Origin of the sequence: Paraburkholderia piptadeniae, assembly GCF_900007165.1 — a bacterium.
GTDB classification, from domain to species: domain Bacteria; phylum Pseudomonadota; class Gammaproteobacteria; order Burkholderiales; family Burkholderiaceae; genus Paraburkholderia; species Paraburkholderia piptadeniae.
In genome coordinates this window covers 101,874-125,483 of record NZ_CYGY02000009.1, presented here as the reverse complement: position 1 = coordinate 125,483, position 23,610 = coordinate 101,874, and the positions used below count along the sequence as shown (strand labels likewise).

23 protein-coding genes are annotated in these 23,610 nt (G+C 66.6%); 5 read left to right on the top strand and 18 right to left on the bottom strand.

Annotated features, from left to right (window positions below; all coding sequences use genetic code 11):
• Nucleotides 1-109: 109 nt before the first annotated feature.
• The 3 genes from BN2476_RS03530 to BN2476_RS03520 all read left to right on the top strand — a co-directional run bounded on the left by BN2476_RS03530 (nt 110) and on the right by BN2476_RS03520 (nt 4,398).
• Nucleotides 110-1,420: an acetyl-CoA C-acetyltransferase gene (locus BN2476_RS03530; RefSeq protein WP_087732769.1), complete on the top strand. Its 1,311-nt coding sequence runs from the start codon at nt 110-112 to the stop codon at nt 1,418-1,420.
• A 108-nt stretch (nt 1,421-1,528) separates the two neighbouring features.
• Nucleotides 1,529-3,385 (top strand): AMP-binding protein, encoded by a 1,857-nt coding sequence (locus BN2476_RS03525; protein WP_087732768.1) that lies wholly within the window; start codon nt 1,529-1,531, stop codon nt 3,383-3,385.
• Nucleotides 3,386-3,465: 80 nt separating this feature from the next.
• Nucleotides 3,466-4,398 carry a DUF1571 domain-containing protein gene (locus BN2476_RS03520; RefSeq protein ID WP_087732767.1) on the top strand — a complete coding sequence of 311 codons (933 nt, stop codon included), beginning with the start codon at nt 3,466-3,468 and terminating at the stop codon, nt 4,396-4,398.
• Here the strand turns inward: BN2476_RS03520 and BN2476_RS03515 are convergent, their stop codons facing one another.
• The 6 genes from BN2476_RS03515 to BN2476_RS47150 form a co-directional block, all read right to left on the bottom strand.
• Nucleotides 4,399-4,803, bottom strand: coding sequence for a hypothetical protein (locus tag BN2476_RS03515; protein WP_087732766.1), 405 nt, complete (start codon nt 4,801-4,803; stop codon nt 4,399-4,401). It abuts the gene before it with no gap.
• 45 nt (nt 4,804-4,848) lie between these two features.
• Nucleotides 4,849-6,429, bottom strand: coding sequence for an FAD-binding oxidoreductase (locus BN2476_RS03510; RefSeq protein ID WP_087732765.1), 1,581 nt, complete (start codon nt 6,427-6,429; stop codon nt 4,849-4,851).
• Nucleotides 6,430-6,538: 109 nt separating this feature from the next.
• The gene (locus BN2476_RS03505) at nt 6,539-7,096 is read right to left on the bottom strand and encodes a hypothetical protein (protein WP_087732807.1); all 558 of its coding nucleotides are present in this window, start codon (nt 7,094-7,096) and stop codon (nt 6,539-6,541) included.
• Between the two features lie 266 nt (nt 7,097-7,362).
• Nucleotides 7,363-8,163, bottom strand: a complete 801-nt coding sequence (locus BN2476_RS03500; RefSeq protein WP_087732764.1) for an anti-sigma factor family protein — start codon at nt 8,161-8,163, stop codon at nt 7,363-7,365.
• A complete protein-coding gene (locus tag BN2476_RS03495) occupies nt 8,160-8,699 on the bottom strand; it encodes a sigma-70 family RNA polymerase sigma factor (RefSeq protein ID WP_087732763.1) in 540 nt (179 codons plus the stop codon). The genes BN2476_RS03500 and BN2476_RS03495 overlap by 4 nt, the downstream gene beginning before the upstream one ends.
• A 28-nt stretch (nt 8,700-8,727) precedes the next feature.
• A complete protein-coding gene (locus BN2476_RS47150) occupies nt 8,728-8,877 on the bottom strand; it encodes a hypothetical protein (RefSeq protein ID WP_162849227.1) in 150 nt (49 codons plus the stop codon).
• 437 nt (nt 8,878-9,314) lie between these two features.
• On the opposite strand from BN2476_RS47150, the gene hfq reads away from it, so the two are divergent.
• Entirely contained in the window at nt 9,315-9,758 is a 444-nt protein-coding gene (gene hfq, locus BN2476_RS03485; protein WP_087732761.1) for an RNA chaperone Hfq, read from the top strand.
• A gap of 132 nt (nt 9,759-9,890) precedes the next feature.
• Here hfq and BN2476_RS03480 read toward each other — a convergent pair whose 3' ends face one another.
• Complete coding sequence (locus BN2476_RS03480; protein ID WP_087732760.1) at nt 9,891-10,133, bottom strand: hypothetical protein; 243 nt, start codon at nt 10,131-10,133, stop codon at nt 9,891-9,893.
• A gap of 275 nt (nt 10,134-10,408) precedes the next feature.
• On the opposite strand from BN2476_RS03480, the gene BN2476_RS47145 reads away from it, so the two are divergent.
• On the top strand, nt 10,409-10,579 hold the full coding sequence (locus BN2476_RS47145) for a hypothetical protein (protein WP_162849226.1): 171 nt from the start codon (nt 10,409-10,411) through the stop codon (nt 10,577-10,579).
• Between the two features lie 237 nt (nt 10,580-10,816).
• On the opposite strand, the gene BN2476_RS03475 is transcribed toward BN2476_RS47145, so the two are convergent.
• From BN2476_RS03475 to cpaB, 11 genes are all read right to left on the bottom strand, one after another.
• Entirely contained in the window at nt 10,817-11,515 is a 699-nt protein-coding gene (locus BN2476_RS03475) for a DUF2968 domain-containing protein (protein ID WP_087732759.1), read from the bottom strand.
• A gap of 47 nt (nt 11,516-11,562) precedes the next feature.
• Nucleotides 11,563-12,954, bottom strand: a complete 1,392-nt coding sequence (locus BN2476_RS03470; RefSeq protein ID WP_087732758.1) for a sigma 54-interacting transcriptional regulator — start codon at nt 12,952-12,954, stop codon at nt 11,563-11,565.
• Between the two features lie 70 nt (nt 12,955-13,024).
• A complete protein-coding gene (locus BN2476_RS03465) occupies nt 13,025-14,833 on the bottom strand; it encodes a TadG family pilus assembly protein (protein WP_235850679.1) in 1,809 nt (602 codons plus the stop codon).
• Between the two features lies 1 nt (nt 14,834).
• Nucleotides 14,835-15,221, bottom strand: coding sequence for a DUF3613 domain-containing protein (locus BN2476_RS03460; protein ID WP_235850678.1), 387 nt, complete (start codon nt 15,219-15,221; stop codon nt 14,835-14,837).
• Nucleotides 15,222-15,268: 47 nt separating this feature from the next.
• On the bottom strand, nt 15,269-16,117 hold the full coding sequence (locus BN2476_RS03455) for a tetratricopeptide repeat protein (protein ID WP_087732806.1): 849 nt from the start codon (nt 16,115-16,117) through the stop codon (nt 15,269-15,271).
• 26 nt (nt 16,118-16,143) lie between these two features.
• Entirely contained in the window at nt 16,144-17,199 is a 1,056-nt protein-coding gene (locus BN2476_RS03450) for a type II secretion system F family protein (RefSeq protein ID WP_087732755.1), read from the bottom strand.
• Between the two features lie 2 nt (nt 17,200-17,201).
• Nucleotides 17,202-18,263, bottom strand: coding sequence for a type II secretion system F family protein (locus BN2476_RS03445; protein ID WP_087732754.1), 1,062 nt, complete (start codon nt 18,261-18,263; stop codon nt 17,202-17,204).
• Nucleotides 18,256-19,659, bottom strand: coding sequence for a TadA family conjugal transfer-associated ATPase (locus tag BN2476_RS03440; RefSeq protein WP_087732753.1), 1,404 nt, complete (start codon nt 19,657-19,659; stop codon nt 18,256-18,258). Before BN2476_RS03440 ends, BN2476_RS03445 begins: the two co-directional genes overlap by 8 nt.
• Nucleotides 19,660-19,662: 3 nt before the next feature.
• Nucleotides 19,663-20,934, bottom strand: coding sequence for a fimbrial protein (locus BN2476_RS03435; protein ID WP_087732752.1), 1,272 nt, complete (start codon nt 20,932-20,934; stop codon nt 19,663-19,665).
• A gap of 93 nt (nt 20,935-21,027) precedes the next feature.
• The gene (locus BN2476_RS03430; protein ID WP_087732805.1) at nt 21,028-22,464 is read right to left on the bottom strand and encodes a type II and III secretion system protein family protein; all 1,437 of its coding nucleotides are present in this window, start codon (nt 22,462-22,464) and stop codon (nt 21,028-21,030) included.
• A gap of 129 nt (nt 22,465-22,593) precedes the next feature.
• Nucleotides 22,594-23,526: a Flp pilus assembly protein CpaB gene (gene cpaB, locus BN2476_RS03425; RefSeq protein WP_173819580.1), complete on the bottom strand. Its 933-nt coding sequence runs from the start codon at nt 23,524-23,526 to the stop codon at nt 22,594-22,596.
• Between the last annotated feature and the right edge of the window lie 84 nt (nt 23,527-23,610).

Genomic DNA, 23,610 nt, shown 5'->3' with positions numbered 1-23,610 from the left:
GCCATCACGATGGAATCATCGCCCCGCCTGATTCGTTCTGAAGCAGGCGCCGGGTGTTTCATGCCGACCTGATCCGTCGCACAGACGGACGCGACCACGGAGCTTCCCGATGCCTCACCCGTCACAACCGCTTCCCGCCGCGCGCCGCGTCGCGATACTGGGCGGCAACCGCATCCCGTTCGCGCGCTCGAATACGGCATACGCGACGGCCTCGAACCAGGACATGCTGACTTTCACGCTGCAAGGTCTGATCGACCGCTACAACCTGCACGGCGAGCGCCTCGGCGAAGTCGCGGCGGGCGCCGTCATCAAGCATTCACGCGATTTCAACCTGACGCGCGAAGCCGTGCTGTCGACCACGCTCGCGAAGGAAACACCCGCGTACGACGTCCAGCAGGCGTGCGGCACGGGCCTCGAAGCGGCGATTCTCGTCGCCAACAAGATCGCGCTCGGGCAAATCGACGCGGGTATCGCGGGCGGCGTCGATACGACCTCCGATGCGCCCATCGGCGTGAACGAACGGATGCGCAAGATCCTGCTCGAAGCGAATCGCGGCAGATCGGCGGCGCAACGCGTCGGCGCGCTGACGAAGCTGCGGCCAGGCATGTTCTTCAAGCCGCTGCTGCCGCGCAACAGCGAGCCGCGCACGGGGCTGTCGATGGGCGAGCATTGCGAGCGGATGGCCAAGCGCTGGAGCATTTCGCGCGAGGCACAAGACGTGCTCGCCTACGATAGCCACCGCAAGCTGACGGAGGCCTACGCGCGCGGCTTCCTGAACGACCTGATGACGCCGTATCGCGGACTCGCGCGCGACAACAATCTGCGCGGCGATCTGACGCTCGAAAAGCTGGCGTCGCTCAAGCCCGTGTTCGACCGCGACGCGGGCACGATGACGGCGGGCAACTCGACGCCGCTGACGGACGGCGCATCGGCCGTGCTGCTCGCGAGCGAAGAGTGGGCGGCCGCGCGCGGCCTGCCCGTGCTTGCATGGCTGACATGGTCGGAGACGGCCGCCGTCGATTTCTTCGACAAAAAGGAGGGCTTGCTGATGGCGCCTGCGTACGCCGTGCCGCGCATGCTGAAACGCGCGGGCCTGACGTTGCAGGACTTCGACTTCTACGAAATTCACGAGGCGTTTGCCGCGCAGGTGCTCTGCACGCTCGCGGCCTGGCAGGACGATGATTACTGCCGCACGCAACTGGGACTCGAGGGCGCGCTCGGCACGATCGATCGCGAGAAAATGAACGTGAACGGCGGATCGCTTGCGACAGGCCACCCGTTCGCCGCAACGGGCGGGCGCATCGTCGCGGGCCTCGCAAAGCTGCTCGCGCAGCTCGACAAGCCGGCGGGCACCGCGCGCGGCCTGATATCGATCTGCGCGGCGGGCGGCCAGGGCGTCGTCGCGATCCTGGAGCGGTAGAATCGCGCTCCCGACCGTTGCCACCCAATCGCCGGCTACCTTTGGCAACCCGAACGGTTCATGCCCAACCAGCACACAACGACGCCCAGAGACCCAGGAGACGCCACCATGACCGAGCCCACCGCTTCGCATTCCGCGCAGACGCAGACGCAAACGCAGTCCGGGTCGCCGTCGCAATCCCAGTCGCCGTCGCCGGCACAGCCGCCGTTGCAGCCATCCACACAGCCACCTGCCGCGCCCTCCTCCGCCCACGCCGCGCCGAACACGGACGGTATCTGGTTCGCGTCGTACTCGCCCGAAGTGCCGCGTGAGATCGACGCGTCGCAGTACGCGTCGCTCGTCGAGTTCTTCGACGATTGCACGACGCGCTTTCGCGAGCGCGTCGCCTATGTGAGCGTCGGCGAGAGCCTCACGTATGCGGAGCTTGCGCGCAAGGCGACGGCCTTCGCTTCGTACTTGCAGAGCATCGGCGTGAAGCCCGGCGAGCGCGTCGCGATCATGCTGCCGAACACGTTTCAATATCCGATCGCGCTCTTCGGCGTGCTGAAGGCGGGCGCGATCGTCGTCAACGTGAATCCGCTGTACACGGTGCGCGAGCTGTCGCATCAGCTGAAGGACAGCGGCGCGCAGACGATCGTCGTGTTCGAGAACTTCGCAAAGACAGTTCAGGATTCGCTCGCGGGCACGCGGGTGCAGCACGTGATCGTCACCGCGCTCGGCGATCTGCTGAAGGACGGCCTGAACCTGAAGGGCAAGCTGATCAACTTCATGCTCAGGCACGTGAAGAAGCTCGTGCCCGCGTACGAACTGCCGCAAGCCGTTCAACTGCTCGACGCGCTCGCGACCGGCTACGGCCGGGCGCTCACGCCTGTCCAGATCGCGCCCACGGACCTCGCGTTCCTGCAATACACGGGCGGCACGACGGGCGTCGCGAAAGGCGCGATGCTCACGCACCGCAACGTCGTCGCGAATCTGCTGCAGGCGAAGGTATGGGCCGAGAGCCAGCTCACCGACGACATCGAAACGGTGCTCACGCCGCTGCCGCTCTATCACATCTACTCGCTGACCGTGAACGCGATGATCTTCATGGGGCTCGGCGGGCGCAACATCCTGATCGCGAATCCGCGCGATACGAAGCGCGTGATGAAGATCCTGCGCCACGAGACGTTCACGGGCATCACGGCCGTCAATACGCTTTACAACGCGTTCCTCGACGACGAGGAATTCCGCCGACGCGACTTCTCGAAGCTCAAGCTCGCGATGGCGGGCGGCATGGCGATGCAGAAAGCCGTCGCCGACCGTTTTCGCGAAGTGACGGGCAAGCCGATCATCGAAGGCTACGGGCTCACGGAATGCTCACCGATCGTATCGATGAATCCGGTGGATCTGAAGCACATGCGCGAATTCGACGGCTCGATCGGCCTGCCCGCGCCGTCGACGCAAGTGCGCTTTCGCAAGGACGACGGCAGCTGGGCGAATATCGGCGAGGCGGGCGAGCTGTGCGTGAAGGGACCGCAGGTGATGAAGGGCTACTGGAACCGACCCGAGGAGACCGCGAAGGTGCTCGACGACGAAGGCTGGCTTGCGACGGGCGATATCGGCGTGATGGATTCGCGCGGCTACATCCGTCTGATCGACCGCAAGAAGGACATGATTCTCGTGTCGGGTTTCAACGTCTATCCCAACGAGGTCGAGGACGTGATCGCGATGCATCCCGACGTCCGCGAAGTGGCCGCGATCGGCATTCCCGATGTCGCGCAGGGCGAGCGCGTGAAGGTGTTCGTCGTGCGGCGCAATCCGTCGCTCACTGAAGAGCAGGTGATCGCGCACTGCCGCAAGAATCTGACGGGCTACAAGGTGCCGAAAGTCGTCGAGTTCCGCGACGAGCTTCCGCAAACCAATGTCGGCAAGATCCTGCGGCGCGAGCTGCGCGAGCAGGAGCTGGCGAAGCTGAAATCATCGTGACGGCCTGACTGACGCGTGCCCTTGCGCGTCTGAACGCGCAGCCGGGGCGACGAAGCCGTCCGCGCTTTTTGGAGCGATGCATGCATCAACCGATGTTTGTGAACAAACGCTCGCGCTGGACCCGGCTTCGCGCCGCCCATCTCGTCTGCGCGCTGATGGTGGGCATGGCGGGCGCGGCCTTCGCGCAGACCGAGGCAGCAGCACTGGCGCCGAATACCCCGCAGATCGCAAACGATGCCGCCGCGCAAGTCGCGAAGCTGCCGCTCGAACGGCAGGTCAAATGGCTGCGTCGCGCCGCCCAAAGCGGCGCGCTCGAACAGATGGACGATGCGCAACTCGTCGCGCTGTTCGAATCGATCGATCCGTTGACCGTGCCGCGTTATATCGAGGAAGGCCCGAACGGCTATCCGTCGTACGAGTTCACGATGCTGCGCCAGGAGCGCATTCGCGGCGTGTGGCCGCGCAAGCCCGATCATATGCTCGTGCGGCTCACGCGCGATCCGCTGCGCATCTACAGCAAGTGGCTGCCGGGCGGCCCGCACTCGGGCCAGGAAATCATCTACGACGAGTCCAGGCGCAGCGACGAAATGTACGGCCACCTCGGCGGCCTGTTCAACATCATGCCGCTGTGGACGTCGATCGACGGATCACTGGCGCGCGCGCAGTCGAATCATCGCGTGCGCGATCTCGGCACCGAATTCATCGCGCAGCAGTTTCTCGACGAAGGCAGAAAGTTCGCCGAGGCCGGCATCACGCATCCCGCGCAGATCGAGGTGAAGACGCTCGACGGCGTGCGCGTCGTCGCGTTCACGTACGAGACGCCGACGGGCCAGCCCGAGTTCTATGCGAAGAAGGAAGTGCTCGGGCTGGATCTGCGGCATCCGTATTTCAGAATGGTCGAATCGTATGGCAACGATGGACAGATCTTCGAGCGCATCGTGTTCGTGACGATCACGCCAAAGACCTTCGACGACATGGCGTTCGATCCGAAGAACCCGGAGTACAAGTTCTGATCAGGTCGTGAGCGCGAAGGCGACGGCCGCGCTCTGCGCCTGTGCAGACATCGAGGCATGTGCCCGCGTGAGCGCAGCGCCCGGCTGCAGCGCGAGACGCGCAAGCACGAAAAAGTCGGCGGCGCGCGTGACGCCGATCAGCGTAAGGCGCCCGCCCGCCTGCGCCGCGCGCGGCGCGAGCGTTTCGTACCACAGCGCAGCGATATCGGCGTGCGGCGCGTCGTTGATGTCGAAGGCGGGCAGACGTACGCGTGCCGCATGCGCCGACAAGGCCGCGGATTCCGGCAAGCTCGTATCGATCAACGCGATGTCGGCAAGCAGGCCATCGGCATGAAGCCACGGCACGCCCCAGGCCGCCGTCGCCGATAGCCACGCGCCCGCCGCGATGAATGTGCGACGTTTCATGTCGACGCTACCTCCTTCCCCCTGCATGCGGCGTCATCACGCCAATCACGTATAACCGCGCCTGTCGCGATACGCCTTCGGCCAGATGCCCTGCTTGCCCGGCGACAGAATGCCCGCGGGATCGAGCGTGTCCTTGATCGTCTCCGACAGCCGCAGCAGCGCGCCATCGTTGAAGTTGTAGCGCGCCGCCGCGAAATCCATGTAGACGAGATGCGAGCGGTATTCGCCATAGCCCGCGCCGTGCGCATCGCTCATCCATGCGCGCAGCAGATCGCCGGCCTGTTCGCTTTGCCGTGCGTCGCTGTGATCGAAGATCGCCGCCGCGATGTGATGCAGATGCCGCTCGCCCGCTGTGAAGCCGCCGTAGTAATCGAAGCCGTATTCGTTCGCGCGCGCCTGCGCCATCGTGTACTGGCGCATCGCATCGCGCCCCGTCGCCGGACATAGGGGCGAAAAATCGACATGCGCGCCGCTGCCGCCGCGCCAGTCGAGCATCCTGAACGCCGTCATCGCCGGAATGCCCGCCAGGTTGCGATCGCCGCCCGCTTCGGGCTCCGCTTTGCCGTCGTACACCTTCGACATCGTCCGCGCGCCCGGAATGCGGCCGAACGCGCGGCGCACGAGCGTCTCTTTCGCGTCGATCACGTCGCGATCGCCGTACAGCGCATAGTGCAGGTTCCAGCGGCCGATCTTCAGCGCGTCGGTCATCGACGCGATCGCGCTTTCCGGCATCGCGCCCTTGCCCCGATACCACTGCGAACGCGGCCCGAGGCCCGCCGCGCGCCGCAACGCGCCTTCGATCACGGCATGATTGGCTATCGTGCCGTCGAGGCGCAGCGGCCTCAGCGTCTCGACGATGGCTTCCAGATCGCCGTCGCGCTGAAACTGGATTTCGCCCAGCAGATACGCGCTCGGCGCAGGCATCAGCCAGACGCCCATCTTCGTGACGATGCCGTAGTTCGACTGCATGAACATCGGATCGAACGACGGCCCATAGCCGTACCTGAAGGCCTGCCACGACGTGCCGATCTCGATGCCGCCCATGCCCGTGCGCACGATGTCGCCGTTCGCGAGCACGACCTCCATCCCGCACTGTGTCGCCGCGTGATCGCCGTAGGCCGTCGTGCCGAAGCCGCGCTCGAGCGTATTGCCGACGATGCTGCCCCAGCCCGCCGCGGGCGGATCGACCCACAGCCTGTAGCCGCGCTCGCGCAAATAGTGATGCAGATCGAAGTAGCTGACGCCGGGCTCGACGAGCGCGTACGCGAGTTGCTCGTCGACGGCGAGAATGCGGTTCATCCGTTGCAGGTCGAGCACAACCGATCCCGTGAGCCGGGGCGCCGCACCGCCATACGCGAAGTTGCGCCCCGTCGACACCGTCCACAGCGGAATGCGATATTCGTTCGCGACGCGCAGGATCGCGCGGATCTCGTCGACGTTCGCGGGCAGCAGCGCCGCCGACGGCACGAACGACGCGGCGAGCGTGCCCGGCGCGAAAGGGTCGGCATAAGGCGCGAGGCTCGCCGCCGACGACGCGACCTGCGTCGCGCCGACGATCGCTTCAAATGCGGCGAGCGCGCGATCGAATGTCGCGGCGGAAACGTCCGGCGGCAAAGTGCGTGTCAAGGCGCCTCCATATGGCGTCGGCCATGCTGCGTTGAGTTCTGCGTCGAGTTATTGTTGCTCGTGGCGGCATTCGGCAGACGGCGCCCATGCGGCACGCGAGACGGCGTGTTCAGCGTCCGCGCGCGCCGCCTCCATGCATGCCGCCCATGCCGCCCCACGTGGGCGATCCGCCGCCCCAGCCGTGCATGCCGCCCCCACCGTGGAATCCACCGTGTCCGTTGAAGCCGCCGTGTCCGTTGAAGCCGCCGTGTCCGACGAAGCCGCCGTGCCCGTTGAAGCCGCCGCCCGGATGCCCCCAATGCACGTGATGCATGTGGTGAAAATGATGGAAGTGGTCGACGAACACGAACGATCCGCCGATACCAATCGCGACAGGCGGTCCCCAATACCACGGATCATAGTAAGGATAGGCCGGAACGGGATAGACGACGGTCGCGTCCGTGCCGTCGCCCTGCTGGATCTGCCACGTGCCGTCCGGCTGCCTGCACGCGATGCCGCTGATCTGCTGCATCGTGCCGTCGATTTCCGCCTGGCCCACGACGGGCTGACATACGGTGTCGCTCGCGTTGTCGATGAACTGCTCCTGCGCGGCGACGGGCTGCGCGGTGGGCACCGCGCAACTGGCGCATACGCACATCGCCGCGCCCATTCCTAACAAAGTACGCATGATTGATCCTGCTTCGACGGTGCGGTGTCGCGGCACGCGTCGCGCGCCGACGCCGTGAAGACGCCATCGATTCGCCTTGCAGGCAGGCGACAAGCCACTATTTCGCGCCCGTCGAAGCCGGCGGAACACCCGCCTGCATAACGACATAAACGCACACGCGTGCGGCGCTATTCCTGGGGCGCGGATTGCGGCGCGGCCGGTTTTGTTACCCGGTATTTCGGTTATATGGGCCAGACAAGGCGAAGCGAAGAGAAGCCCGGCGCGCGCTACTGCCACGCCTCCGGACGTCCGCCGAGCTCCCCGCAGACTTCGATCGCAATGGACCGCAGCTTGGCTTCCTCGATCGGTCCCGAGAGCGCGTAGCCCATGTGGTCGCTGATCCAGTAGAACGTGCGGCGATTGCCGTCACGGAACAGACGGAACGCGGTTTCGTCCTTAGGAATACCCGTCACGTAGAGCGTGAGCCGCGCGCCGCTCTGGCTTTCGTACATGAATTGCGCGGCGGGCCCCGCTTCGCCCGGCAGCAGCCGCCCGCCGACGAGCGTATAGCCGTATTCCTGCAGCGAAGGCACGGACAGATGACGGTTGAGCCGCTTCGACAGCCACGCGATCAGATGCTCTTCCTCGCTCGCGGCGACTTCGACGGGATGCCGGCTCTCCGGCGTGTAGACGGCGTAGGCGATATCCGCGCGCTTCGCGAACGACATGACGTCGCCGTTGCTGCCGCCCGTCAGATGCGGGACGAGCGGCCCCAGCGCGAGCGCAAGCCCCGCGCCCGCGATCACCCAGCACGCCGCAATGCCCACGCGCCGCCACCACGGCACGCGGGCACGCAGCACGATCACCGGTGGCTCCTCGCGCTCGCGCTCGTTTACGCCGCACAGCGCCTGCAAAGCGGCCTTTTGAGCGCGCCACGACGCGACCTGCGCGGCCGCCTGCGGATCTTTCGCAAGATGCTCGCGCACGGCCGCGCGTTCGCTCTCCGGCAATTCGTTATCGACGAATGCCGACAGCGCGCGCAGATCGGGCGCGCCCGTCGAACCGCTCGAATGTTCGTCGTTGTTCATTGCCCGTTCCCCGCCCCGTTTCTCACCACTTTCAGCGACGGCGACTTGTGTTGCACTGGCCCTTCCGTCAACAGCGCCCTCATATGCTCCCGCGCGCGGGACAGCCGCGACATCACCGTGCCGATCGGCACGCCGAGCGCGGCCGACGCCTCCTGATAGCTCAACTCCTCCACGCACACGAGCAGCATCACTTCACGCTGCTCGACGGGCAGACAATAAAGCGCGCGCTGCACGTCGCGCAACACCAGCCCGTCGACTTCGCCGTGCGGCGCTTCGAGATTGCGCCACGGCGCGCTTTCGTCGTCCACCGCGATCTCGCGGCGCACGCGCAACTGGTCGATGTAAAGGTGGCGCAGGATCGTGAGGAGCCACGCGCGCAGATTGCTGTCGGGTCGGAACCCCTTCCATCGCGCGAGCGCGCGCTCGGCCGTATCCTGAACCAGATCGTCCGCCCAAGCCGGGTCGCCCGTCAGTGCGCGCGCGTAGCGGCGCAACTGCGGGAGCCACGAAATCACCTCCGCTTCGAACTTCTTCACCCGGCGCTAGCCGTCAAGCGAGCGCGCATCAATAGCCGCCGCTGCTGCCGCTCGTGCCGCTGTTGCTCGCGCCCGACGAATTCATGTCGCCGGTGGACTGACACGCGCTCAACGACAGCGAAGCAAACCCTAACGCAATGATCACGAATGCTGCAGATACCAATCTGGACACTTTCATGAAGACCCTCCTGTATGGACCACGCCATACGTGACGCAGCCATGCGTTGAATGGACAAATCATGCGGAATCGCACGATGCCGGCAGCGAATGCCGCAGCCTTGTGTGCGATGCCTGATTGATGAACGCTCATGGCATGCGATTTATTCCGGAGCATCGGCCATTTATTACCTTTCCGCCTTCCGGTCTTGCCCTGAGTTACATGCTTTGCACGCGGCATGCTCATTGCCCGATGACGCACGCGAACGTTGGATGGCGCGCATTGCGGGGCAAGATTTGGTAACTCAACGTTACACATGGGCTTTAAAGGATGCTTCCGCGCTCACAAGTGGTTATAGTGGGCGTCAGTCAGTTCGCGTTTGGCGCCCGTCACGCCGGCCCGCGGCCACAACGGGTAAAATCCCCGGCGAACAACCGATTTTCTATACATAACTGTCCATGCCTCCCGCAGAATCGCATCCGCAAAACGACTTCATGAACGCGGCGCGCAAAGAACGCAAGCGCGTCGAAATTTACCTCGTCAACGGTATCCGGCTGACGGGCTGCATCGAGTCGTTCGATCAGTACCTGGTGATGCTGCGCACGCCCGTCGGGCTGCAAGGCATCTACAAGCGCGCCATCTCGACGATCCAGCTCGACACGGGCACGCGTCCCGCGCCGCGCGCAGGAGGACGGCCGTCGCATGGCGAACATGCCGCGCGCGGTCCGCACGGCGCGCGTGAGCATCGCGAGCCGCGCGAACAGCGCGAGCCGTATGGCGGCGCGCCGCAAGCGCCCTCGGACCGGTCGTCGTCGGACGGCCCGGTGGTCGTCACGCGCCGCCGGCGCTTGTATGGCGCGGGCAACGATCAGGGCAACAACAACGGCGGGAACGCGGAATAAGCGGCCCGAGCCGCCCGATAGCCCACCCCAAAGCCACCACCCAACGCGCCGCGCTCGATGAGCGGCCGAACGAGCCGCCGAACGAACGGGCGGCGACACGTCGAGAACCGGCGCGCGCGGCGCGCCGGCGTTTCAAGCGACGGACGAGCCGGCGCGATCGGCCAGCTGCTTCAGCATCCTCTCGATCCGCACGCCCTGCTGCGCGGTCAACTCATAGCCGCCCTTCACTTCCAGCACCCTGCGACGCCAATAGCGTGCGTTGAGCCTGCGCATCATCGGTTGACGCGTCGCCCATTCCAGATGCTGCAATTCCGATTCGACGAAGTGCGTCGCGTGCAGGCGCTGCCTCCTGCTGTGATATCCGTCCGGTTGCATGGGTCTCCTCGCATGTCCGCCGCCACATCGGCACGCTGCGCGCGCCGCCGTCCCGATGCGGAAAGAACGAATCGTCAGGCGAGCAATTCCATCGGCCTGCATCGACAGCCTCTTCTGCCTATTGCCACTTCATGACGCTTTCCGAATGTCGAATGACGGCGCGCGCGACGAGTGCGCATGCGCATCGTCCTATGCCATTCGGCGAGGCGGTCGCGTTCGCGCGATTGAGCTATTCTGATTGCTCGATACCGTAGAACGTCATAGCGGAGCACGTCATGTCAAACACGAAGCCGAAAGCACCGAAGCCAGCCGAGGAACCCCACACCACGGAGGATCGCCTCGACGAGGCGCTCGAAGAAACCTTTCCCGCGAGCGATCCGATCGCCGTCGATCCCGACGAACCCGACGAAGGGAGCCATCAGCGCAAGCAGAAGAAGTCGCGTTGAGAGCGGCTTTCGAACAGGAGCGAGCAGTCCGACGCGCGCGCGGCAATAATGCGCTCGCGGTCCGCGCATTCAGGCAATGGCGCCTAGGACGCGTGAACGATCGCGCACAAAACACGCACGCAAACACGCGCATGATCTCCGGCGACGCCGATCGGCGAGCGAGCCGCGAACGACCCGTGAACAAGCCGCGCGACCACAAAAGGCTTGCGCGGCTCGCACAGAAGTGGCCGCACGAAATCAGTGCGCAGGCAACCCGCTTTCGAGTTGCCGCTGCAGATCGCGCACCTGGCGCTGCGCGGCGCGCAACTGCTCCTGCGCCTGCACCTTTTGCTGCGCAAGCGTCGCCGCTTCCGCGCGGGTCTGCTGCTGCATGCTGTTGACGATGGTCTGCTGCTCGTGCGCGACATTCAGGTCGGCTTGCAGACGGTTCGCGCGTTCCTGCGACAGCGCGACGAGGCGATCCGTATACGCCTTTTGCGCTTCGAGTCTCGCGCGGCGAATTTCGATGTCGGACAGTTGCACCGTCTGGCGCGCGAAGTCGCGATAGATCTGCTCGGCGCGCACGTCGTCTTGCGTCTTGATGACGCGCCAGAAGTTCTTCTGCTGGAACAGCGCGACGTAGTACGTCATCTCCTTCGCGTTGAACAGCAGGCTTGCCCCGTAGCTGCCGTTGTATGTCGTGCGCAATTCAGCGATGTCGCCGCCGTGGATCATCTGTTGCAGTTCCGCGACGTTGCCCGTCGCTGACTGCCTGGCCTCGTCGGGCGTGAGTGCAAGCGTTTGACCCGCCGATGAGGCGGGAGCCACGGCGGTGGCGGCGGTGGCGGCAAGCACTGCGCCGTTTTCCTCTGAAGCCTGCGCGTGTGTTGCGTGAACAGCCCCGAAAAGAATGCATGCCGACAGCGCGATGTGTCGAACTTTCGACTTCTGGTCCATGTAATTCTGCCCGTATCGTGTTGTAGTTTTGCAAAACCGGCTAATTATTACTCACTTTCGCGCGCTTCGGGTTCCTCGTCGAAAATCTGGTACTTGCGCATCTTCTCCCACAGCACCTTGCGGCTGATCCCGAGATAGTGCGCCGTGTCCTGGCGGCGCCAGCTGTTCGCATCGAGCGCCGCGATCACGCGGCTGCGTTCGGCCATGTCCCATTTGCTGCGGTCGACGAGCACTTCCGCCGCGCTCTCGGCGGGCACGGGCTGGCTGCTGCGCGCGATCGCCAGCAGCCGGTGCAGCCGCGCCGCGTCCCACGCGCCGATCTGCCGCACGGTCACGCCGATCCGTTCGGCGAGATTGCGCAGTTCGCGCACGTTGCCGGGAAAATACGTATCGGCGACGGCGTCCGCAAGCCAATACGGAAGGTCGGACAGCGTCGCGAGCCGCTCGGCGCCGACGACGGCCGCAATGAAAGCCTTGAAGATCGCGATCTTGTCGACGGCGCCCCGCTCTTCCAGCGACGGAATCCTCAGTTCGATCACCGCGAGCCGGTAGTACAGGTCCGCGCGGAACGTGCCGTCCTTCACGAGCTGCGGCAGGTTCCTGTTGGTCGCCGCGACGAGCCGGAAGTCGAGCTTCACGGGCGTCGCCGAGCCGATGCGCGTGACGGCGCTGTCCTCGAGCACGCGCAACAGCTTGACCTGCTGATACAGCGGCAGATCGCCGATTTCGTCGAGGAATAGCGTGCCGCCGTCGGCCTGCTCGAAATAGCCCTTGTGCGCGCCGACGGCGCCCGTGAACGACCCTTTCGAGTGTCCGAAAAAGAGCGATTCGAACAGCCCGTCAGGAATCGCGCCGCAATTCACCGCGACGAACGGTCCCTGCCCGTAGCGCGAATGTTTTTCGTGCAGCAGTTGCGCGATGCGCTCCTTGCCGACGCCCGTTTCGCCATGCACGAGCACGCTCGTATCGCAGTCGGCGAATGTTTCGACTTCGTGCAGCAGCGCCTGCATGCATTCGGAGTTCGCGACGAGCGCGCCCGAATCGAGCGTCTGCGCCGAATGCGCGCGCAGTTGCGCGACAAGCTTCGACACCATGCCGCGCAACTCGGCGCACGTGAAGTCGAGCGGCAGCACGTGCGAGTACTCGGCGGGGAACATCGCCGGATCGTGGTCGCGTGGCGCCGCGCCGACCCAGATCACGGGCATCGCGTGCGTCGCCTGCAGATCGCGCACGGCGAAGCCCGCTGTATCGATCACCGACACGCTGATGATCGCGAGCGACGGTCGCGCCGACGTGCGCTCCGGCGAGAGCGCGATATCGTCGGCGCGAATCACTTCGACGTCAAAGCTCGCCATGCAGCGCGCGACGCGATCGACGATATCGGCCTTGCCTTCCCAGACATACAGGTCCAGCTCCTCGATCCTGGTCGTGGTTCTCATAGGCGAAGAATCCGTTCACCTTCGATTGATGGGATGGCCATGGGCGTTTTCTGTTGATCCGTTGATCTGTTCAGTTGACGAGCCGCGCGTCGCTGCACGTCTGCGAGATCGCGTGGACCGTGCTCACGCCGACCTGCGCGCCGAGCAGCTGCAAAAGCGGGACGAGCAGCGTGTCGAGTCCGTTGAGGAGCGGCGTCAGCGCGCCGACCAGAAAGGTCAGCAGCGGCTGCACCGCGCTCGACACCGCCGGATTCGCCGTGGCGCCGCCCACTGTCACGAAGAGCGTGTCCGGCTGTTCCAGTCGTGCCGCGAGTTGGGCCAGCAGTCCGCTCGTCGCCGAGCCAAGGCCGTTGGTGTTGGCCGATTGATAGTCGTCGGCGTCACCTGCGACGCCGTTGAACGTGAGCGTCGCCGGCTCCGCGGCCTGCAGCGTGGCCGGCAGACCCGACGGCGGCGAAAAGCCGCCGACATTGATATTCGCCGACACGGACGTCAGAAGCAGCGGCACCGTCAGCGATGCGATCGTGGCCGGCTGCTGGCACGTCGACGGCGACGTCGGGTTGCTCATGTTCGACGCGGCATCGCCGCCAATGCATGCGTTCGCGATGCCAGTGTGCACGACGATTGTGCTCGTGCTCGCCGCCCTCGATGCCGCGCACTGCGTCGCGGCCAGATCCGCCGTTCCCTGCGCGGCTTCGACATAGAGCGGCAGATCGACGGTCACGCCGGGCAGCAGCAGGATCGGCGGCACCTGCAACTTGAGGTCCAGATACACGCGCACCTGTGCGGCGTGCGCGCTCGTGCGGTAGTTGGCGCTGCTGTCCACGCCCGCTTCGCCTACTGCGATCACGGGCGGCTGAAGGATTGCGGCCTTCGCCGTCAGGCCGACCGGCAGCGTGACGCCCGGTATCGCCGACGGATCGAGCGCCGCGCCCAGATCGAGAGCCGAGTTGCCATGCGCGAGTTCAGCGGCGACGAGCAGTGCATCGAGCGCGCTGATCGTCGCGGACGCGGCCGCCTGCTTATCGGCGAGCCCGATCGCGAGCAGTCCAGGCGCGCCCGCGCTGTCTCCGAGCGCGAGCTTCGGCCCGCCGTTCGCCGCCGCCTGGATCGTGGCGAGCGCCGACGTCACACTCGCGCTCGCGGCGCGGTTGCGGCTCAATACCGTCGCCATCGCGCCCGCAAGATCGGCGACGGTCGTGTTCGAATCGAGCAGATCGTTCATCGAGGCCACGCCGAGCTGCGTCGCCAGATCGCCGAGCTTCACGTTCGCGGAAGCGAGCGCCTGCCATGCCGCGACATCCAGCGACACGTTCGCGCCGAGCAGCGCGCCCAGCAATCCGTTGATCGCGCCGCCTGACAGCGTGGCGAGGCTCGTCGACAGCGCGAACGACGCGGTATCGACGGCTTTTGCCGTTGCGACCGCCTGTACGTCGCGCGCGGGCCCGATGAAGAAGTGACGCACGCTTTGCGTGGCCGTTACCTGCACTGCGTTCAACGGCGCCGCGCCCGACGTATCGAATTGCGCGGCGCCGCCCGTCGCGCTCCATCTGCCGCATAGGACACTGACTGGGTCCGTGCCCTTGTAGCCGTTCTGTGCCGCGCTCTGTCGCGCGGAGGCCGTCGCCGTCGCGCAGCCGCCCGCCATGCCGATGGTCTGCGCGCCCGCGACGGCGGCCATGTCGGCCGCGCGCTGCAACTGACGGCGCACGAGGTACACGTTGCCGACGTCGATCACGCCCAGCGCGGCAACGGCCGCGCCGATCCACACGGCCGCCAGCACGGCCGCCGCGCCGCGCTGACGGCGCACGCTCGCGCGAAGGAAGCGCTCTCGCCGCAACGGCATCGACGGACGGCAACGAATGTCTGTCAACGCCATCTCAGTTCTGCGACGCCCCGCCGACGTTCGTGTAATCGACGTGCAGCATGTTGCCGTTTCCGTTCAACGACGAACCAAACGATGCGGGAATCTTCGTCCTGAACGAGTCCATGTAGCGCTGATACGCGAGGCCCGCTTCTTCGCCGAGCATCGGCAGCGCGGGGGCAGCCGCCGCGCCGCTGCGCTGCAGGTCGAGCCAGTCGTGGGTCGAGTGGCCTATTTCGCTGGCGAGCATGGGTGCGCCTGCGCTGCTCGCGCTGCCATTCACGCTGGCGCTCGCCGTGCCATTGCTCGCGTCCTGCGCACATGCGCTGCCCATTACGCAACAGGCTGCCGCCGTTACCCAGCACGCTGCCGCGACACCTCGCCATCCCATAGCCGTTTTCATCGTTCGCTCCTTTGCCTCGCAGCCCGTCAATCGCGTCACGCGCGCCTTCACTGTGCAAACCGTTGCAGCATGCGCTGCGACTGATCGACGTCCTGAACGCTCGCGACGGGCCCACCGGATGCAGACGCCGCGTGCGGCTTCTGCGCGCGCGGCTCGCTGTTCCGGCGCGCGCGGCTCGCGGCCGTCACCTTCGCCGCTTCGTCGCGAATCTGCGTGCGCACGTCCGGCGCGATCTTCTGGTCCTTGATGAGCGCCTGCGCGCGCGCCGTCTGCCCGTCGGCGAGCAGGTACAGCACCACGTTGCCAATCACCTTCTGGTTGTGTCCGTCGAGTTCGGCGGCCTTCATCAGCGGTACGCGCGCGCCCGCGATATCGCCCGCGCGCAGCCGCGCGTAGCCGAGATCGGAGAGCGTCGCGACATCCGTCGGCGCAAGCTCGACGGCCGTCTCCAGCGCCTGCGACGCACGTTCGAAATCGCCCGACGCGCCCGCCAGCAGACCTAGCCCGCGATAGCCGCGCGCCGCGAGCGGCGTGTTCAGCAATTGCGTGTAGGCGGCTGCGCTCGCCGCGGGCTGATCGGTCGTGCGCAATGCGTCGGCGCGCAGCAGGATCGAATCGGGCGACGCGCCGTACTGTTTTTCGTACGCGTCGATATGCGCGAGCGATGCGTAATACAGCCCCTGCCGCTGCATCCCGTCGATCAGGCCGAGATACATGCCGGGCGTATCAGGCGCGGCATCGCGCGCGGACTGCTGGAGCTTCGCTTCGCGCTCGGCCTGCACGCCGACGCCATAGCCCGCTTCCTTCACGGCGCACGCGCCGAGAAGCCCACAGACAGCGGCAAGCGCAGCGAGCCGGATCGCATGTGCGCGCACCGTGCGGCGAGATGGGTTCATTCGATCGTCCATGATGTTTCGTATCCCTAGCGATGCACGGCTGACGATGCCGCCAGCGAATGCACGACGGCGAGCACGCCCGGCCCTGCCGTCACGATCAGCAGTGCGGGCAGAAGCGTCACCACCATCACGCCTGTCATCTTCACGGTGAGACGGCCGATCCGTTCGCGCAGCATCGAGCGGCGCGCTTCGCGCAGACGGTCGCCGAACTGCCTGAGCGGCTCCTGCACCGCGCCGCCGTGGCGGTCCACCTGGATCAACAGACGCACGATCGCGCGCAGGTCTTCGTTCGCATAGCTCGACGCGAGGCGCTGCAACGACTGCTCACGCGTGCGGCCCGCCGCGGCCTGACGCTGCGCGATCGCGAGTTCGCCGGACAGCACGGGCAGCACGCCGCGAAAATCGTTGACCATCACCTGCAGGCTCTGATCGAGCGACAGGCCGACGCCTTGCAGCAGGCGCAGCAGATCGACGAGCATCGGCAGTTCGTCGACGACGGCCGCGCGCCGCGCGGTCGCGCGCCGCTGCACGGCGATCTTCGGCAACATGAAGCCCGCGAGCAGCGCGATCACGACGACGGCGGGCGCGCGCGGTCCATGCAGCTCGAAGCCCATCAGCGCGAGCGCTGCGAGCGGCAGCAAAAGCGCGCCGCCAATCCGCGCAAAGAGGAACAGGCCTCGCGCCCGCGCGTCGACGAATCCGCACTGCTCGAGCAGGCGCCGGTCCTCATCGGCGACGACATGGCGGCCAAGCGGCGAATCGAGCCAGCGCATGCCCGCGCGCGACGCCCGCTCCAGCAGCGGATGCGGACTTGCGACTTGCGCGGAGGCATCGGCATCGCGCTGCGTCGCGCCGTGGACAGCCCCTGTTGTGCTCGTGTTGGCGTTGGCACCTGCATTGGCGCTCGACGCCGCGCGCATCGCCGCCGCCTGCGCCTGCGACGCGCGCTGACCGAGCACGTCGGCGAGCATGCGCGCGCTGCGCCGGCCGGTCAGATGGCGCTTCCATAACGTCACGCCCGCCAGCAGCGATGCGAGCGCGGCAAACGCGAGCGCGAGAGCAGCAAGCGAAAACGCGCTCATCGTCAGCCCTTCAGCCGCGCGAGGCGGTACAGCAAAAACGCGCCGAACATCTGCAGCGCGAACGCGAGCCAGACGAGCTTGCGGCCCGTCGCATCGTTCCACATCCACGCGAAGTAGTGTGGGTTCGATGAGATCAGGAACCCGCCGATGCCGAGCGGCAGCAGCGTCAACACCCACGCGGACAGCCGCGTCTCCGCCGACAACGCAACCAGTTCGCGCTCCGCCTGTTCGAGATCGCGCATGAACGACGCCATCCGATCGAGCATCACGTCGGCGCGTCCGCCGTATTTCACCGACAGGCGCAGCACCGCGCCCACCAGCTCCAGTTCGCTCGTGCGGTAGACCTGCGCGACGTGATACAGCGCGCGGTCGATCTCGACGCCGGCGCGCAGCATCCGCGACACGTGATCGAGACACTGGCGCAGCGGCGCTTCCGTCGTCTGCAGCGATGCCTGGAACGCAGCGGGCACGCTGTTGCCAAGCACGATCAGGCGCACGATGCCGTCGAGAAACGACGGCAACTGACGCACGATCGTCTGACGCCGCTTCAGGATGCGGCGCGACATCAGCACGTGGAGCAATACGACGCACATCGCGAGCGTCATGAAGAACGCGCCCGCGCCGCCGCGGCTGCCCGCGAATGCGGACAGCGCGAGCGAGCCGAGCACCGGGGCAAGCGCCGCGACCTTTGCGTTCGAGATCCCCGCGCGGCTCATCGAGTGATCGAGCACGAGCGCGACGCGTGCGTTGAGCTTGCGCCAGTGGCTCGAATCGGTGGCCGTCTGTGTGAGCGGTTGCGCGCGCATCGGCTGCGTGGTGTGAGGCGCTGCGCGTGGCTGCGTGCGCGTTGCGCCCACGGGATGCATGCCCGCCGGATGCAAGCCCACCGCCGCTGCACCCGCCGATGCCGAAGCCGACGCCATCTGTACCATGCGGCTGTCGATGAAGCGCTCCGTGCCCGCACGCTCCTTGCGTTGCGCGCCGCGCCGCACGACGAGCAGCGCGCCCGCCACGCACAGCAGCGAAAGCGCGGCAACCAGCAGCGCGGCGCTATCGCTAGACATTGAAGCCTCCGTCGCCGCCTCTGCCGCCGAAGCCGCCACCGAATCCGCTCGTCATCGGCTCGCCGAATCCGCCGCCGAAGCCACCGCCCATGCCGCCGCCCATGCCGCCGCCGAGCGCCTGCCTGAACCGCGCAAGCTTCGGCGAATGCGGATGAATGCCGAGCGACGTCCAGTTGTCGGCCTCTTCGCCTTCGGGCGTCGTTAGCGGCTCGTAGCGATACAGCTCCTGTGTTGCGATGATGTTGTCCGACAGCCCCGTGACCTCCGTGACGGACAGGATGCGGCGCCGTCCGTTCGACAGCCGCCCGATCTGCACGATGAAGTCGATCGCGTTCGCGATCTGCCGGCGCAGGCTCGATTCCGTGCCTTGAAAGCCCGCGAAGCCCGCGAGCATTTCGAGCCGGTAGAGACACTCGCGCGGCGAGCTCGCGTGCACGGTGCCCATCGAGCCGTCATGGCCCGTGTTCATCGCTTGCAGCATTTCGAGCACTTCGCCGCCGCGCACTTCGCCGACGATGATGCGGTCCGGGCGCATGCGCAGCGTGTTGCGCAACAGGTCGCGGATCGTCACGACGCCGCTGCCGTCGAAGCCGCCCGGACGGCTTTCGAGCCGCACCACGTGCGGATGGTTGAGCGACAGTTCGGCTGTATCTTCGATCGTAACGACGCGCTCGACATCGGGGATATGAAACGCGAGCGCATTGAGCAGCGACGTCTTGCCCGAGCTCGTGCCGCCCGACACGAGGATATTGCAGCGCGCCTTCACGGCCGCGTCGAGCAGCGCGCCGATCTCGGGGTTGTATGTGCCGTTCGCGAGCAGATCGTCGGGACGCAGCGGGTCCTTGCGGAACTTGCGGATCGACACGACGGGACCGTCGATGGACAGCGGCTCGATCACGACATTCACGCGGCCGCCGTCGGGCAGACGCGCGTCGACCATCGGATTCGATTCGTCGAGCCGTCTGCCGATGGGCGCGAGAATGCGCCGCACGATACGCAGCAGATGCGCGTTGTCCGAAAAGCGCACGGGAATTTTCGTGAGGATGCCTTGACGCGACACGTACACGTCGTTGTAGCCGTTCACGAGAATGTCCTCGACGGCGGGATCGTCCAGCAGATCCTCGATCGGCCCGAAGCCCGCCAGTTCCTTCGTCAGCGCCTGCGCGATCAGCCGCACTTCGCTCTCGTTGATGGGAATCCGGCGCAGCCGCACGAAGCTGTCCATTTCCAGATCGACGAACTGATGAATCGCGTTGCGCGACCAGCGGCCGAACTCGGCGCCCAGTTCCTCGATGCGCGTGAGCAGATGTTCGTGCGCCGCGTTCTTGATGTCCTGGAACAGCTGGCTCTGCGCGAACGCGGGTGCGTCGTCGGCAAATTCGATTTCTTTTGCCATCGTCTATGACCGTTTGCTGGAAAGTGGAATGAAGCGCCGCAACGCATCGAGCGCGGCCTTGCCGTGCGGGCTCGCAGTGCGCGCCCCCGCGCCCGTTGCGGACGGCGCGCCCGCGACGCGCGTCACGAGCGCATCGAGCGCGCGCACGTAGGCGTCGCGCGGCGCGGCATCGGCGAGCAGATTGCCCTGGTTCATCGACTGCCCGAGCGCGACGCGCCGCTCGGGCAGCGTCGCGATCAGTTCGAGCTCGAGCCGCTGCGCGATCTGCGCCGCCGTGAGTCCCAGCTCCGGCTCGTACTTGCCGACGACGAGCCGCACCTTCTGCCGCAGCGTCTCCATGTCGATGCCGTGCTCGCGCAAGCCGTCCAGCACGGCGGCAGCCGACACCACCGACGGCACGCCCTGATCGCAGACGAGCCACGCTTCGTCGGCGGCCTGCACGACGTTCGCGATGAATTCGCTATTCGTGAAGCCGCCGAGATCGACGATCAACTGATCGAAGAACGCGCGCAGCCGGTTCAGCAATCCGATCGACGACGTGTGCGAGACCTCGCGCATCTCCGCGAGATCAACGGGCAAGCTCGTCAGCGCGAGGCCGCTCGCGTGATGCGACAGCGCCGTGTGCACGAAGGTCTGATCGATGCGGCGCACGTTGCGCACGGCTTCGACGAAGCTGAAGTCGCTGCGCGTGTTGAGCAGCAGCGTACCGTCGCCTGCGGGCAGGCCGAGATCGAGCAGCAGCGCTTCGCGCCCTTGCGCGGCATCGCGCCGTTGCAGCCGCACGGCAAGATTCGCGGCGAGCGTGCTCACGCCCACGCCGACGCGCGCGCCGATGAGCGCCGTCAGCTTGCCCTGACGGCTCACGGGCTCGACGACGTTGTCGAGCACCTGGCGCGTGATGCGCAGCGCGTCCGCGACGGGCGCGCACAGGTCGATGAAATCGCGCACGCCCGCGCGCAGCGCGGCGAGCGCGCTCTCGGGCTCGCTCACCGCACCGACCGCGACGATCTGCAAGCCCGGATACGCGGCGCGCGCCGCGTTCGCCGCCGCGCTCGCGGCCGCCATCTGGCCGCCCGAAAAATCGACGAACACGAGTGACGGATTGAGCGTGCCGATGCGCTGCACGAACGCCTTCGGATCGAGGCTCACGCGGTCGACGGCGCCCGCCGCGACGAGCGACTCGGCGAGCCAGCGCGCGTGTTCGTCGGCGAGCGTCGCGAACACGAAGCAGTCGCTGACGGCGCGCTCAGCCAAAGCGTCGGTTCTCGCGTTCATGGTGTGCTTTCCTTGCTGGCCGTTGCCTGCGCGACTGTCGTTCGCTTTCGGTCGGCCGCGTTTCGCATGCGCTGCTCGCCACGTATCGCGCGTTCATTTCGAAAACCCCGGCGCGGCATCGCGCGACGCTGCGCCGCCCAAGAGCGACCGCCAAACGGGTGCATCGCGCTGCTCGGACTGTTCGCCCGGCGTCGACGGCAACGCCGCGCCCCTTGCGAGCGGCGACACGAGATGCGGCGAGACGATGATTAACAGTTCCTTGTCGCTCTGCGAATAGTTCAGTTGCTTGAAGAACGCGCCGAGTATGGGGAGATCGCCGAGCACGGGCACCTTGTCGACGTTCGACGCCGTCTCGCGATCGATCAGTCCGCCGATCACGTAGCTCTCGCCGTCGCCGAGTTCGACCGTCGTATCGGCGCGGCGCGTCGTGATTGCGGGCACGGAGATGCCGTTCACCGTCACCGCGTGCACGAAGTCGAGCTGGCTCGCCTCGGGCGCGATCTTGAGCGCGATGCGCTGCGGGCTCAGCACCGTCGGCGTGAGCGTGAGGCCGACGCCATACGGCTTGTATTCGATCGACGTCGTGCCGAGCCCTTGCGGCACCGGCACGGGAATCTCGCCGCCCGCGAGAAAGCTCGCGCTCTGTCCGGACAGCGCGACGAGCGTCGGCTCGGCGAGGATGCGCGCGAGGTTGTTGCTCTCCATCAGGCTCAGGTCCGCGAACAGATCGTGCGCGACCGAGCCGAACACGAGATTGAACGCGGACGCGATCGGCATCGTCGAATCGAACGACGCGCCCTGGCCCGGCGTGAACGTCGCCTTGTTCAGCGACGACGGCGCAAACGAGCCGAACGCAAAGCCGTTGCTTCCCTTCGAGAAGTTGAAGCCGATCTGCTTGAGCACCGCGCGGCTGAATTCGACGACGCGCACATCCACCTGCACGACGGGGCGCATGGCGAGCGTCGATGTATCGACTGTCGTGCCGACTGTTGTGCCGGCGCTCTTGGCATCGCCGCCTTTGCCATTCGATGCGACTGACGCGACGGCTCCCGCCGCCACGCCTGCCGCGCGTTGATGCGCCTGCATCGACGCGGCCGTGCCCTTGATCACGGCCGTGCCGCCGAGCACTCTCACTTCAGGCGTGCCGCCGTCGAGCAGATCGGCCGCCGAGGCTGTCGCCACGTTGACGGTATAGGTGAGCGGCGTGTCGCGGTTGCGCTCCCACAGCATCACGCTCGTCGTGCCCGCCGATTTGCCGACGAGCAGCACGCCGCCACGCGGGTCCGCTTTCGCGCCGCCTTTGAGGATCAGCACATCGGCGACGTTCGGATCGCCGATGGCCACGCGCTGCAGCGTGTGCCCCGCCGCGAGCGTCCGCTGCGCGCCGACGGCGAGATCGATCGCCGGCGCAGCGGCGGGCGTTGGCGAACCTGCTGCGATGTCGGCGGCGCCGCTCACGACGGGCCACGCGATCATCGGCAGCATGCACACGCGGGCGGCCACTCGCCACGCAAGAATCCGTTTCCTCATGTTCCCCTGGACGCGCATTTGCGCCCTCTCCCTAAACACTCTTTTTTCGTTCGCCGGCGAATGCGTCGCCGGATTGTCTCGCTGTTTGCCCTGCTTTTTGCTCGTTTTCCCGTCGCACCTGGCGCGCCATTACCATGCGACCGTTTCCGAGCGGCCGCCCCGTATCACTTCGATTCCGCCGCCTGCGTCGTGAGTGCGCGCGACGAGCCTTGCCGGCACGGGCGCGCTTTTCGAAGGACCTGACGACGCATGACGCGCGCTGGTCCCCGACAGTTCGTCGAGCGCCACGCCTGCCGCCGCGCGCGTCGATGCGGGCGCATCGGCGCTCGCCGCAGTCTTCAGCACGCCGGCATAAGCGGGCAACGCAGCGGCGTCGAGCACGTCGGTATCGCGTGGATTGCGCAACGCAAGCATCAGATGGCCCGCGCCTTCGGCCAGCACGAGCCGGTCGACATCGGCAAGCGGCACCGCGAGAACGGCCGTGCGCGCGGGCGTGTTCGCATCGGGCGCGCCGCTCGCCGTGACATTGCCCCACGCGAGCACGCGCACGCGCGACAGCAGCAGACGCGCCTGCGTGCGCTCCACTTCCGCCTGGCCCGCTGGACCGGCGCTCAGGCCATCGCGCTTCAACGTGAAGAACACATCGACGACATTGCCGGGACGCAACCGGTTGCCGACGGCTGTCTGCTCATCGACGCGCACAGCCACCGCACGCTCGCCAGGCTCGATGCGCTCGGCAATACCCGACGACAGTTGCGTTTCGAGCACAGGCGCCTGCGCGCCGATATCGGCGACGGGAACACGGCCCGCGATCAGCGACGGATCGGCGAAGGCGCCCGACGGATCGATGGGAAGCCGCTGGATGCGCAGTGCGTCGGCGGGAATCGTCTGGCCGGCAGGCAGCGTGCGCATCGCGACGACGACGGGAAACGCCGGCTGCGTCTGCGCAACGGGCGCCGGCGCGGGCGGTTGGCGACGGGCCAGCGTCATCGCCAGCGCGCCGAGCACCACGGCAAGCACGATCAGCGCCCCTGCGGCGATACGAGTCAGATTCGGCATGATTCGCTGCCTTTCCGGTACGGCGCACGGCGCGCGGATTCACGGGTCTCGCGTGCGTGATATGGACGATGCAAGCGCAGTGTCGCG

Bases quoted from the DNA above. Each gene is read 5' to 3' on its own strand.
- BN2476_RS03530 (WP_087732769.1), top strand. From the start codon at position 110: ATGCCTCACCCGTCACAACCGCTTCCCGCCGCGCGCCGCGTCGCGATA.
- BN2476_RS03525 (WP_087732768.1), top strand. From the start codon at position 1,529: ATGACCGAGCCCACCGCTTCGCATTCCGCGCAGACGCAGACGCAAACG.
- BN2476_RS03520 (WP_087732767.1), top strand. From the start codon at position 3,466: ATGCATCAACCGATGTTTGTGAACAAACGCTCGCGCTGGACCCGGCTT.
- BN2476_RS03515 (WP_087732766.1), bottom strand. From the start codon at position 4,803: ATGAAACGTCGCACATTCATCGCGGCGGGCGCGTGGCTATCGGCGACG.
- BN2476_RS03505 (WP_087732807.1), bottom strand. From the start codon at position 7,096: ATGCGTACTTTGTTAGGAATGGGCGCGGCGATGTGCGTATGCGCCAGT.
- BN2476_RS03500 (WP_087732764.1), bottom strand. From the start codon at position 8,163: ATGAACAACGACGAACATTCGAGCGGTTCGACGGGCGCGCCCGATCTG.
- BN2476_RS47150 (WP_162849227.1), bottom strand. From the start codon at position 8,877: ATGAAAGTGTCCAGATTGGTATCTGCAGCATTCGTGATCATTGCGTTA.
- hfq (WP_087732761.1), top strand. From the start codon at position 9,315: ATGCCTCCCGCAGAATCGCATCCGCAAAACGACTTCATGAACGCGGCG.
- BN2476_RS03480 (WP_087732760.1), bottom strand. From the start codon at position 10,133: ATGCAACCGGACGGATATCACAGCAGGAGGCAGCGCCTGCACGCGACG.
- BN2476_RS47145 (WP_162849226.1), top strand. From the start codon at position 10,409: ATGTCAAACACGAAGCCGAAAGCACCGAAGCCAGCCGAGGAACCCCAC.
- BN2476_RS03475 (WP_087732759.1), bottom strand. From the start codon at position 11,515: ATGGACCAGAAGTCGAAAGTTCGACACATCGCGCTGTCGGCATGCATT.
- BN2476_RS03470 (WP_087732758.1), bottom strand. From the start codon at position 12,954: ATGAGAACCACGACCAGGATCGAGGAGCTGGACCTGTATGTCTGGGAA.
- BN2476_RS03465 (WP_235850679.1), bottom strand. From the start codon at position 14,833: ATGGCGTTGACAGACATTCGTTGCCGTCCGTCGATGCCGTTGCGGCGA.
- BN2476_RS03460 (WP_235850678.1), bottom strand. From the start codon at position 15,221: ATGAAAACGGCTATGGGATGGCGAGGTGTCGCGGCAGCGTGCTGGGTA.
- BN2476_RS03455 (WP_087732806.1), bottom strand. From the start codon at position 16,117: ATGAACCCATCTCGCCGCACGGTGCGCGCACATGCGATCCGGCTCGCT.
- BN2476_RS03450 (WP_087732755.1), bottom strand. From the start codon at position 17,199: ATGAGCGCGTTTTCGCTTGCTGCTCTCGCGCTCGCGTTTGCCGCGCTC.
- BN2476_RS03445 (WP_087732754.1), bottom strand. From the start codon at position 18,263: ATGTCTAGCGATAGCGCCGCGCTGCTGGTTGCCGCGCTTTCGCTGCTG.
- BN2476_RS03440 (WP_087732753.1), bottom strand. From the start codon at position 19,659: ATGGCAAAAGAAATCGAATTTGCCGACGACGCACCCGCGTTCGCGCAG.
- BN2476_RS03435 (WP_087732752.1), bottom strand. From the start codon at position 20,934: ATGAACGCGAGAACCGACGCTTTGGCTGAGCGCGCCGTCAGCGACTGC.
- BN2476_RS03430 (WP_087732805.1), bottom strand. From the start codon at position 22,464: ATGAGGAAACGGATTCTTGCGTGGCGAGTGGCCGCCCGCGTGTGCATG.